This is a genomic window from Nocardia panacis, assembly GCF_003598715.1.
GTDB classification, from domain to species: domain Bacteria; phylum Actinomycetota; class Actinomycetes; order Mycobacteriales; family Mycobacteriaceae; genus Nocardia; species Nocardia panacis.
The window spans coordinates 328,709-340,110 of record NZ_QZFU01000010.1 but is presented as its reverse complement, the minus strand read 5'-3'; the positions used below and the strand labels follow the sequence as shown (position 1 = coordinate 340,110).

Genomic DNA, 11,402 nt, shown 5'->3' with positions numbered 1-11,402 from the left:
GAGCGGTTTGTCTTGGCGGACAAGATCTCTCTACCAGTAGTTCCGCTGTCCTACTCTCATGCCCCCACGCGCACGACAACACGATCCACTTGACACCCAGCCCAACCCACTAACTGAGCGGCATTGGGTTTAGGCCGCCTGCCGGGCCACTGTGAGCCGTTCGACTACGACCCTCTGTAGTGCATCCGGCAGAATGGTGGCCATGGGCAATATCTTCGACTTGAGCACCGTGGCCAAGCGGTTCCGTTTCATCGCGGTGCTGGAGGCGATCTCCTGGGTCTTCCTGATCGTCGGCATGGTGCTCAAACGCCTGCCCGAGCCCGTGACCTGGCCGGTCAAGGTGTTCGGCATGACGCACGGGATCATCTTCATCCTGTTCGTGCTGATCGGCATCCTGGCCGCCAGGCAGCTGAAGTGGTCCCCGCTGACCACCGCGCTGGCGCTGCTGTCGAGCATTCCGCCGTTCTTCACGGTGCTGTTCGAGCTGTGGGCGGTGCGCACGGGCAAGCTCGGTGAATTGAGCGACCGGGCTCGCGCCGATGCCGCGGCCACCGCGTCCGTCGCCTCGTGACAGACTGGAGACCGTGACTCGACCCGCTGCCCGCCGCCCTTCGCCCGCCGTAGCCGCCGCCATGTCCGGTGCGGTGGACCTGTCCAGTCTCAAGCAGCCGCCTGCCGGTGGGTCCGCGCCCGCGGGCGGGTATGCGGTCGGCGAGGCCGATTTCGAGACCAAGGTGCTGCGGCGCTCCATGCAGGTGCCCGTGGTGGTGGTGCTGTACTCGCAGCGCAGTCCGGGCAGCGTGGAGTTGGTGCGGACCCTGGAGCGCCTGGTGCAGGCCGACGGCGGTACGTGGGAGTTGGCCACGGTCGAGGCCGAGGCCAATATGCGCATCGCGCAGGCGCTGCGGGTGCAGGGCATCCCCACCGTCATCGCCATCGCGGGTGGGCAGCCGCTCGCGGATTTCGAAGGGGCGCAACCGGAACCGCAGGTGCGCCAGTGGCTCACCGCCGTGGTCGACGCGGTGGCGGGCAAGCTGGAGGGCGCCGAGGGCGCGGCGGAGCAGCCGGTGGAGGATCCGCGTTTCGTGGCCGCCGAGGAGGCGCTCGATCGGGGCGATATGGCGGGCGCAGAGGCCGCCTACGAGGCCGTGCTGGCCGCTGAGCCGAATAATGAGGACGCGAAAGCCGCGCTGCGCCAACTGCGTTTCCTTGCCAGGGCGCAGCAGGTCCCCGAGTCGGCGCTCGCCACCGCCGACGCCGATCCGGCGAATGTGGACGCGGCATTGGACGCGGCCGATCTCGAACTGCTCGGTCAGCGGCCCGAGGCCGCCTTCGATCGCTTGATCGCGACGGTCAAGCGCACCGCGGGCGAGGACCGCACCAAGGTGCGCACCCGGCTGCTGGAATTGTTCGACCTGTTCGACAAGGCCGAACCTTTCGTGGTGGCGGCGCGGCGCAAATTGGCCACCGCGCTGTACTGAGTCACAATCCCCAGTCGCGCCACCGTCATTGACGATTCAGGGCGAGCCAGACGGCGCTATTGGGTGCGAGGGTGAGTACGGCCGAGGCGGGGCGGCCGTGCCACGGTGTCGCGGTGGCGGCGATCGAGGAATTGTCGAGGCCGGAACCGCCGTAGGCAATGGCGTCGGTGTTCAGGATCTCGTGCCACGGGCCGGATTCCGGTAGGCCGACGCGGTATTCGCGGTGGGTCAGGCCGGAGAAGTTGTGCACGCAGGCCACCACCGAGCCGTCCGCGCCGTGGCGCAGGAAGGCCAGCACATTGTTGACCCGGTCGTCGGCCTCGATCCAGGAGTGTCCGCCGGGGGTGGTGTCGCGGCTCCACAGTGCCGGATGCGCCAGGTAGACCGCGTTGAGGTCGCGCACCGTCGTCGAAATGCTTGCGTGCAGTGGGTTTTCCAGTTCCGACCAGTCCAGGCCCCGCTCGTGCGACCATTCCCGGAACTGGCCGAACTCCTGGCCCATGAACAGCAGTTGTTTGCCGGGATGCGCCCACATGTAGGCCAGCAGCGCCCGCACGCCCGCCGCTTTGGCGAATTCGTCGCCGGGCATTCTGGTCCACAGCGTGCCCTTGCCGTGCACCACCTCGTCGTGGCTGATCGGCAGCACATAGTTCTCGCTCCAGGCGTACACGATCGAGAAGGTGATCTCGTTGTGGTGCCAGGCCCGGTGGATGGGGTCGCGGCGCAGGTAGCCGAGGGTGTCGTGCATCCAGCCCATATTCCACTTCATGGTGAAGCCCAGCCCGCCGACGTCGGTGCCTCGGGTGACGCCGGGCCAGGTGGTGGACTCCTCGGCGATGGTGATCACGCCGGGGTAGCGGTGCACGGTGTCATTGAGTTCCCGCAGGAATTCGACGGCCTCCAGATTCTCCCGGCCGCCGTGCACGTTGGGCTCCCAATCCCCTTCGGGGCGTGAGTAATCCAGGTAGAGCATGGAGGCGACGGCGTCGACGCGCAGGCCGTCGAGGTGGAATTGCTCGATCCAGTAGCGGGCGTTGGCGATGAGGAAGTTGCGCACTTCATTGCGGCCGAAGTCGAAAATGTAGGTGCCCCAGTCGAGTTGTTCGCCGCGGCGGGGGTCGGGGTGTTCGTAGAGCGGGGTGCCGTCGAAGCGCGCGAGCGCCCATTCGTCGCGCGGGAAGTGCGCGGGCACCCAGTCGAGGATGACGCCGATATTGGCGGCGTGCATGCGGTCGACGAAGGCGCGCAAGTCGTCCGGTGTGCCGAAGCGCGCGGTGGGGGCGTAGTAGGAGGTGACCTGATAGCCCCAGGAGCCGCCGAACGGATGTTCGGCGATGGGGAGCAGTTCGATGTGGGTGAATCCGGCGTCGCGCACGTATTCGGCCAGTTGCTCGGCCAATTCGCGGTAGCTCAGACCGGGGCGCCATGAGCCGAGGTGCACCTCGTAGATGCTCATCGGGGACAGTGTGGGGTCGCGGTCGGCGCGAGAGGTCAACCAGCCCTGGTCATTCCAGGTGTGGGTGCTCTCGGTGACGAGGGATGCGGTGGCGGGCGGGATCTCGGTGGCGAAGGCCAGCGGATCGGCGTGGTCGACGATGCGGCCGTCCGCGCCGTGCACCCGGTACTTGTAGAGTTCGCCCGGTCCGATATCGGGCAGGAAGACCTCCCAGACGCCGGAACCGCCGAGCGCGCGCATGGGCGCGGTGGCGCCGCTCCAGCCGTCGAAATCGCCGATCACGCTGACACCCCTGGCATTCGGCGCCCACACCGCGAACGAGGCGCCGCGCACCTCGCCCTCGGGGGTCCGATAGCGGCGGGGGTGCGCGCCCAGCACCTCCCAGAGGCGTTCGTGGCGGCCCTCGCCGATGAGGTGCAGATCCAGTTCGCCGAGGGTGGGTAGGAAGCGATAGCCGTCGGCTCCGATGACGGTTCGGCCGCCGGGGTAGGTGGTGACCACACGGTAGTCGGGCAGATTCGGCTGCGGGACGACAGCGGCGAAAACGCCGTGTCCCAACGACTTCAGCGGATGTTCCACCGTGCCGAGGCGAATGCGGACCGATTCGGCCTGCGGTCGCAGCACCCGCACGGCGGTGCCGCCGGGATCCGGATGTGCGCCGAGGACGGTGTGCGGGTCGCGGTGGGTGCCCGCCGCGAGCAGCATCAGGTCGCGATTGTTCACCGAAAGGTCCTGCGGTGGGCCAGTTCCGCGCGGGCGGCCTGCGGCACCGGGGGCAGTGTGAGGATGTGGGCGGCGGCCTTCGTCGGGTCGAGCCGCAGGTAATTGGTCTGCGCCCAGTGGTATTCCTCGCCGGTGATCTCGTCGACGACCACCGGGTGGTCGTGCCATTCACGGCCGAGGGCGGGCAGATCCAGTGAGATCATGCCGTGTTCGGTGGCGAAGGGGTTGAGGTTCACCACGATCAGGACGGCGTCACCGGTGCTCGGATCGAATTTGGAGTAGGCGAGCATGGCGTCGTTGTCGACGTGATGGAAGTGCAGGCAGCGAAGTTGTCGCAGGGCGGGATGATTGCGGCGGATCTCGTTGAGGCGGGTGATCCAGGGTTCCAGTGATTCGCCGCGGGCCAGTGCGGCGGCGAAGGGGCGCGGTCGCAGTTCGTACTTCTCCGAATCGAGGTATTCCTCGCTGCCGGGACGCACCGCCTGGTGTTCGAACAGTTCGAAGCCGGAATAGACGCCCCAGGACGGCGATAGCGTGGCGGCGAGGACGGCGCGGATGGCGAACATACCCGGCCCGCCGTGCTGCAGGCTCTCGTGCAGGATGTCGGGGGTGTTGACGAAGAGGTTGGGTCTGGCCTCATCGGCCTTGGCGGCCAACTCGTTTCCGAATTCGGTCAGCTCCCACTTGGTGGTGCGCCAGGTGAAATATGTGTAGGACTGGCTGAATCCGCGTCTGGCCAGCCCGTAGAGGCGGGCGGGGACGGTGAATGCCTCGGAGAGGAAGATGACTTCCGGGTTGGTGTGGCGCACCCGCGCGATGAGCCATTCCCAGAATTCGGCCGGTTTGGTGTGCGGGTTGTCCACCCGGAAGATGGTGACGCCCAATGTGATCCAGTGTCGCACCAGGTGCAGCACCGCCGCGTACACGCCGTCCGGATCGTTGTCGAAATTGATCGGGTAGATGTCCTGATACTTCTTCGGCGGATTCTCCGCGAAGGCGATCGTGCCGTCGGGCAGGGTGGTGAACCACTCAGGATGTTCGCGCACCCAGGGATGGTCCGGCGCGCACTGCAGGGCCAGATCCAGCGCCACCTCCAGGCCGAGATCGGCTGCCGCGGCGACGAATTCGGTGAAATCGCGTTCGGTGCCCAGGCGCGGATGGATGGCGTCGTGGCCGCCATCGGCCGAGCCGATGGCCCACGGCGAGCCGACGTCTTTGGGAGCGGCGGTGAGGGAGTTGTTGGGACCCTTGCGATTCACCGCGCCGATGGGGTGGATGGGCGGCAAGTAGACGACGTCGAAACCCATGGCCGCTATGCGGGGGAGTTCCTTCGCGGCGGTGGCGAAGGTGCCGTGCACCGGCGCGCCCTCGGCATCGCGGCCACCGGTGGAGCGGGGGAAGAATTCGTACCAGGAGCCGTAGAGCGCGCGCTGCCGCTCGACGGAGACGGTGTGCTGGGGGCCTCGGGTCACCAGGTCGCGCAGCGGTGTCTCGCGCAGGATCTCGGCGATCTCGCCCGCGAAGGCGGGCGCGACCCTGGCGGGAAGTTGCTGATCCCGGTCGCGCAGTGCGGCGGCGACGGCGCGCAGCCGCTGGAAGTTCGCCTTCGAAAAGGCCAGTGCCGCACGCTCGAACAGTGTCGCGCCGATCTCGAGATCGTTGGCCAGGTCGGCGGCGCTCTGTCCGACGGCGAGTTTGGCCTCGACCGCGGCGCGCCACGTGGCGATCGGGTCGCTCCAGCCTTCTATCCGAAAGGTCCACGCGCCGGGTCGATCCGGGACGAAGGCGGCGTTGAAGACATCGGGTTCGTAGTCGGGTGTCATCCGTATCCGGACGACCCGTCCCGAATCGGGGGAGCGCACCGCGAGGGTGGCGGCGACCGCGTCGTGCCCCTCGCGCCATACCACCGCGCGCACCGGGAACACCTCGCCCACCACCGCCTTGGCCGGATAGCCGCCTGGCAGGCACGGGGCGGTGTCATCGATGGCGATGCGGCCGGTCACACGATCAACCTACCGGGTGCGGCGCGGATTCACGTGCGGTGGCGCAGGTCGGTTGCCCGGCCGATGACCCAGGCGGCGGCGAGGGCGGCCAGGAACGACAGCAGTGAGGCGCTCATCCACGCCTGCTTGGTGAAATGCAGCAGTTCCTGGACGCGCACCCAGAATCTGGTCCACACTCCGGCATCACCCGGATTGATCAACTGGTAGACGACCAGTCCGATCAGCCAGGCCGCGACCATGCCCCAGCGCGACGGCGCGTTCTCGGTCGTATCCCATTCGGTCTTGGGGCGCAGGAAGAAGTCGGCGACCAGCACCCCGAGCAGCGGGACGAATACCGAGCCGATCAGGCCGAGGAAGCCGAAGTAGTTCTGCATGTTCAGGCACAGGGCCAGCACGGTGATGACCGCGCCGAGACCGATGGTGAGGATGCGGCGGTCCACCCGCGGCAGCAGATTCTGGATGGACAGGGCCGTGGAGTAGACATTGGCGAAGGACTGGTCGGCCTCGCGCAGGACGAAGACGAAGAAGAACACCGCGCCCGCCGTGACGGTGAGGAACGGTCCGTATGTTCCCGCGCCGGTGGCTCTGGCCAGCGCGAACAGTCCCAGGACGTAGGCGACGATCTGCGTCAGCGCGTACGCGCCGCTCGCCGCGCCGAACGCTGCGCGCTCGCTGCGCGAATGGCGGGTGTAGTCGGCGGCGGCGGGCACCCAGGAGATGGAGACCGCCAGTGCCGCATCGGTGGCGACCCAGAACAGATTCCACTCGGCGCCGAAGGGGCCGCTGCCGCTCGGACCGGGATTCACCGTCGGATCCGGCAGGCCCGCGCGGAAGAACTGCACGTAGAACCACACCAGCGCCAGTACGACCCCGGCGGTGACGAACCGGCGCAGCAGGCGCACCGAGCCCAGCGGCCAGATGGTCAGCGCCGTGGTCAGCAGGCCCGCCGCCACCACATACAGCCACTGCGGACCGCCGCCGAACAGTTCGCGGGCCGCGCCGCCGATGACGATCAGCTCGAAGGTGCCCCACCCGATGAGCTGCGCGATATTCAGCACCGTCGGCAGATAGCTCAGCTTCGCCCCGAACAGTCCGCGCAGCAGCACCATCGCCGGTCGCCCGGTCCGCGCCCCCGGCACCGCCGCCAACCCGAGCATTACCCCACCCATGACCGTCCCCACGATCATCGCCAGCATCCCCGCCGCCAACGAGATCCGGGGCGCGCCGTCGGTATCGGGCGCGAGCACCGTGTACGCCCCGGAGAACGCCAACAAGCTGACCCCGAGGTTGGCCCAGAACGCACTCTGATCCCAAAACGACAGGACCTTCGGCGTCGGCTGATCAAGAGTGAGTGGGGCCTCGCGAACACCGGACGACATCGCCAAAAACTCCCTACGCCGGAATTACCCGGACAGGTTCAGCGGTCGGCGTCTTCTGGAACGCCCTCTCAGCCCGGCAGAGTCTTTTCGCGCCAACTCCGAGCTCCCGCGTGGTTCATACCCCCAAAACCCTAGTACACCGAGCGTTCGTCGCGGGACGGTCCGGTAGGGTCTGCGGGGGTGAAGGCATTGCGTCGGTTCACTGTCCGGGCTCACCTGCCCGAGCGATTGGGGGCGTTGGGGGAGCTCGCTACGAATTTGCGGTGGTCTTGGGATTGGGCCACGCAGGATTTGTTCGCGGAGTTGGATCGCGGTCGGTGGGGGGAGTTGGGGCATGATCCAGTGCGGATGCTGGGGGAGGTGCCCGCGGGGCGGTTGGACGAGTTGGCGGGGGATGCGGCCTATGTGGCGCGGGTGGATGCGGCGGCGGCGGGGCTGCGGGAGTATTTGACGCGGCCGCGGTGGTTTCAGCGGCAGGATGCGGCCGGGGTGCGCGGGATCGCCTACTTCTCGATGGAATTCGGTGTCACGGAGGTGCTGCCGAACTATTCCGGGGGTTTGGGGATTCTGGCGGGCGACCATCTGAAGTCGGCATCGGATCTGGGGTTGCCGCTCATCGGTGTCGGATTGCTGTATCGCTCAGGGTATTTCCGGCAGTCACTGTCGGCGGACGGTTGGCAGACCGAACGCTATCCGGCGCTGGATCCGCAGGGCCTGCCGCTGCGGCTGCTCAGCAGCGAGGGCGCGCCGGTGCTGATCCACGTCGCCATGCCGGATCGGCGGGTGCTGCGGGCGCGGGTGTGGATCGCGCAGGTCGGTCGGGTGCCGCTGCTGCTGCTCGATTCCGATATCGCCGCCAATGATCCGGAATTGCGTCTGGTCACCGATCGGCTCTACGGCGGTGATCAGGAACATCGCATCCGGCAGGAGATCCTGGCGGGGATCGGCGGGGTGCGGGCGGTGCGCGCCTATACCGGGGCCGAGGGCCTGCCCGATCCCGATGTCTTCCATATGAACGAGGGGCACGCGGGTTTCCTCGGCCTGGAGCGGATCCGCGAATTCGTCTCCGCGGGGCAGGATTTCGACACCGCGCTGGCGGCGGTGCGGGCGGGCACGGTGTTCACCACCCATACCCCGGTGCCCGCGGGGATCGACCGCTTCCCGATGCCGATGGTGCGTCGCTACTTCGGCGGCGCGCACGGTGAGGCCGAATCCGCTTTGCTGCCGGGCCTTTCCGTCGATCGGATCGTCGCGCTGGGACGCGAGGCCGATCCGTCGGTATTCAATATGGCCCATATGGGGTTGCGGCTGGCCCAGCGCGCCAACGGTGTGTCGGCGCTGCACGGCGCGGTGAGCCGCACCATGTTCAACGCACTGTGGCCGGGTTTCGACGCCGACGAGGTGCCGATCGGGTCGGTGACCAATGGCGTGCACGCCCCCACCTGGGCCGCGCGCGAATGGTTCGACAAGGCCCGCGAGCATATCGGCGCGGAACTGGTCGAGGAGGCGCGCGGCTGGGAGCGGTTGCACGAGGTCGATCCGGGCGAGCTGTGGTCGACCCGCAATGCGTTGCGCGCGGGCCTGGTCGTCGAGGTGCGCCGCCGCCTGCGTGCCTCCTGGTTGGAGCGCGGCGCGGCCGAGGCCGAATTGGGTTGGGTCGAAGGCGTTTTCGATCCGGACGTGCTGACGGTCGGTTTCGCCCGTCGGGTGCCGACCTACAAGCGGTTGACCCTGATGCTGCGCGACCCGCAGCGGTTGCGCGCGCTGCTGCTCGATGCGCGGCGACCGATGCAGTTGGTGGTCGCGGGCAAGAGCCATCCGGCCGATGACGGCGGAAAGGCGTTGATCCAGCAGGTGGTTCGCTTCGCCGATGACACGGGGGTGCGTCATCGCATCGTCTTCCTGCCGGACTACGACATGTCGATGGCCCGGTTCCTGTACTGGGGATGCGATGTGTGGCTGAACAATCCGCTGCGCCCGCTCGAGGCGTGCGGCACATCCGGGATGAAATCGGCTCTCAATGGCGGATTGAACCTGTCCATCAGGGACGGCTGGTGGGACGAGATGTTCGACGGCGAGAACGGTTGGGCCATACCGACCGCCGACGGTGTCGCCGATGAGCACCGCCGCGACGATCTGGAGGCCAACGCGCTCTACGACCTGTTCGAGCGCACTGTCGCGCCGCGCTTCTACGACCGCGACGCGGCGGGTATGCCGGTGCGCTGGGTGGAGATGGTCCGGCACACCTTGCAGACGCTCGGCCCGAAGGTATTGGCCTCCAGGATGGTTCGCGACTACACGCAGCGGTACTACGCGCCTGCCGCCGCGGCCTTCCATCGGGCGGTCGGTCCGGATTTCGCGGGTGCGCGGGAGCTGGCCGAGTATCGTCGTCGTGTCGAATCAGCCTGGCCCGCAGTGAAAGTCGTCCAGGTCGATACCGAGGGTCTGCCGGATACGCCGATCATCGGAGCCCCGATGTCGCTGCACGCCCGCATCGACCTCGGTGGGCTGTCGGCCGAGGATGTGGTGGTGCAGGCCGTCATCGGCCGCGTCTCACCCACCGACGACCTGTCGGAGGTGAGTGTCATCGCGATGGCGCACACCGGTTTCGACGTGACGGACCGGTTCAGTGTCCGCATGCCGGTCCCGGTGTCGGGCGCGGTCGGGTACACGGTGCGGGTCCTGCCGCACCACCCGCTGCTGTCCTGTGACGCCGAACTCGGGTTGGTGGCCGCGCCCAGCGCATAATAGGTGACAATGGTCACCAGATTCTCGGTGGATTCCAGGATTGATTCCGGTATAAGGCGAACCGTCGGTTACCGTGCCTGAGCACCCTTTCTTCTGATCCACTGGAGAGTTCCATGGCCACCGACGCGCTCGCCCGGACACGGGCCCGCCTCGACGCGTACTTCGGCGTCAGTTCGCACGGCTCCACCATGCGTCGCGAGGTGATGGCAGGTATGGTCACCTTCCTCGCCATGTCCTATGTTCTGGCCGTGAATCCCTCGGTGCTCGGTGACCAGGGCGACTTGGGCGACAAGGGGATTCCGATGCAGGCGGTGTTCACCGCCACCGCCGTCGCCGCGATTTTCGGCACCCTGGTCATGGGCCTGTGGGCCAGATATCCGATCGCGCTCGCGCCGGGTATGGGCCTGAATGCCTTCTTCGCCTTCACCGTGGTCAAGCAGATGGGTATCCCGTGGCAGACGGCGCTGTCGGGCACGCTGCTCTCGGGCATCATCTTCTTGGTGCTCGCGGTCACCAGGATTCGCGAACGCATCCTCAATGCCATACCCCTGCAGATGAAGTTGGCGGTCGGCGCGGGCATCGGTATTTTCGTCGCATTCCTGGGTCTGAAGAATGCGGGCATCATCGTGGCCAGCAAGGACACCTTCGTCACGCACGGTGATTTCACCAAGGGCGCCACGCTGCTGGCCCTGTTCGGTCTGCTGGTGACGGTGGTTTTCCTGGTGCGCGGCTGGCACGGTGCGGTGCTGTACGGCGTGGTGCTCACCGCGGTGGTCGGCATGGTGTTCGGGCTGGTGGAGTTGCCGGAGGGCGTGTTCGCGATGCCGCACGGTCTGGATCAGACCTTCGGTCAGGCGGTGATCAATCTGCCGCACGCGTTCACCGGTCAGATGTTCGTCGTCGTGTTGACCATGCTGTTCGTCGACTTCTTCGATGCCTCGGGCACGCTGATCGGCGTGGCCAATCAGGCCGGTCTGCTGGCGAAGGACGGGACGCTGCCGCGCGCGTCCAAGGCGCTGGCGGCGGATTCGATCGGCACCATGGCGGGCGCGGTCATCGGCACCTCGACGACCACCGCGTATGTGGAGTCGACGGCGGGTGTGTCGGCGGGTGGGCGCACCGGGTTGACGGCGGTGGCCACGGCCTGGTGGTTCGCGGTGGCCATGTTCTGTTTCCCGCTGTTCTCGGTGATCGCGGGCGCGAAGTCGGTGACCGCGCCCGCGCTGATCGTGGTCGGCGTGCTGATGGCGCGCGCCCTCGGTGAGATCGACTGGGGCAAGTTGGAGTATTCCGTTCCGGCCTTCATTACCGTGGTGGTGACACCGCTCACCTTTTCCATTGCCTACGGTCTGGCCATGGGCATGGTGTTCTATCCGGTGGTCATGGTGGCGCGCGGTCGATTCCGGGAAGTTCATCCGACGATGTGGATCCTGATGGTGGTATTCCTCGGTTATTTCTTCTTCTTGGCGGAGTGACTTGGAATAATCCCCAGTTGGTGGACAGTTGACGCGGTCGCATGCAATGATTCGGACCGCAGTCCGCTTCAATGGCGAAGTGGTTTTCCGAGAGGGCTCGAAGGCGCGATGCGCCCGGCATCGCGCACCCGATCGCA

7 protein-coding genes and 1 riboswitch are annotated in these 11,402 nt (G+C 67.1%); of the genes, 4 read left to right on the top strand and 3 right to left on the bottom strand.

Translation table 11 applies throughout. The features are described 5' to 3' along the window. Positions 1-193 precede the first annotated feature (193 nt). A complete protein-coding gene (locus tag D5S18_RS03610) occupies positions 194-571 on the top strand; it encodes a DUF3817 domain-containing protein (RefSeq protein WP_120037898.1) in 378 nt (125 codons plus the stop codon). A 61-nt stretch (positions 572-632) separates the two neighbouring features. After that, positions 633-1,481, top strand: coding sequence for a tetratricopeptide repeat protein (locus D5S18_RS03605; RefSeq protein WP_120037896.1), 849 nt, complete (start codon positions 633-635; stop codon positions 1,479-1,481). A 25-nt stretch (positions 1,482-1,506) separates the two neighbouring features. On the opposite strand, the gene glgB is transcribed toward D5S18_RS03605, so the two are convergent. From glgB to D5S18_RS03590, 3 genes are all read right to left on the bottom strand, one after another. Continuing rightward, positions 1,507-3,642, bottom strand: a complete 2,136-nt coding sequence (gene glgB, locus D5S18_RS03600; RefSeq protein ID WP_120037995.1) for a 1,4-alpha-glucan branching protein GlgB — start codon at positions 3,640-3,642, stop codon at positions 1,507-1,509. A 14-nt stretch (positions 3,643-3,656) separates the two neighbouring features. After that, positions 3,657-5,663 (bottom strand): alpha-1,4-glucan--maltose-1-phosphate maltosyltransferase, encoded by a 2,007-nt coding sequence (locus D5S18_RS03595; protein WP_120037894.1) that lies wholly within the window; start codon positions 5,661-5,663, stop codon positions 3,657-3,659. A 29-nt stretch (positions 5,664-5,692) separates the two neighbouring features. Next, entirely contained in the window at positions 5,693-7,042 is a 1,350-nt protein-coding gene (locus tag D5S18_RS03590; RefSeq protein WP_120037993.1) for a purine-cytosine permease family protein, read from the bottom strand. Next, positions 7,036-7,162: riboswitch (TPP riboswitch) on the bottom strand. It overlaps the preceding gene by 7 nt. 60 nt (positions 7,163-7,222) lie before the next feature. Here D5S18_RS03590 and glgP point away from each other — a divergent pair. Together glgP and D5S18_RS03580 are read left to right on the top strand one after the other, a co-directional pair. After that, positions 7,223-9,790: an alpha-glucan family phosphorylase gene (gene glgP / locus D5S18_RS03585; protein ID WP_120037892.1), complete on the top strand. Its 2,568-nt coding sequence runs from the start codon at positions 7,223-7,225 to the stop codon at positions 9,788-9,790. A gap of 113 nt (positions 9,791-9,903) precedes the next feature. Next, on the top strand, positions 9,904-11,265 hold the full coding sequence (locus D5S18_RS03580) for an NCS2 family permease (RefSeq protein WP_120037890.1): 1,362 nt from the start codon (positions 9,904-9,906) through the stop codon (positions 11,263-11,265). Positions 11,266-11,402: the final 137 nt, after the last annotated feature.

Excerpts from the sequence above, each read along its gene's own strand:
- glgB (WP_120037995.1), bottom strand. The coding sequence starts at position 3,642 with ATGCTGCTCGCGGCGGGCACCCACCGCGACCCGCACACCGTCCTCGGC.
- D5S18_RS03610 (WP_120037898.1), top strand. The coding sequence starts at position 194 with ATGGTGGCCATGGGCAATATCTTCGACTTGAGCACCGTGGCCAAGCGG.
- D5S18_RS03580 (WP_120037890.1), top strand. The coding sequence starts at position 9,904 with ATGGCCACCGACGCGCTCGCCCGGACACGGGCCCGCCTCGACGCGTAC.
- D5S18_RS03605 (WP_120037896.1), top strand. The coding sequence starts at position 633 with ATGTCCGGTGCGGTGGACCTGTCCAGTCTCAAGCAGCCGCCTGCCGGT.
- D5S18_RS03590 (WP_120037993.1), bottom strand. The coding sequence starts at position 7,042 with ATGTCGTCCGGTGTTCGCGAGGCCCCACTCACTCTTGATCAGCCGACG.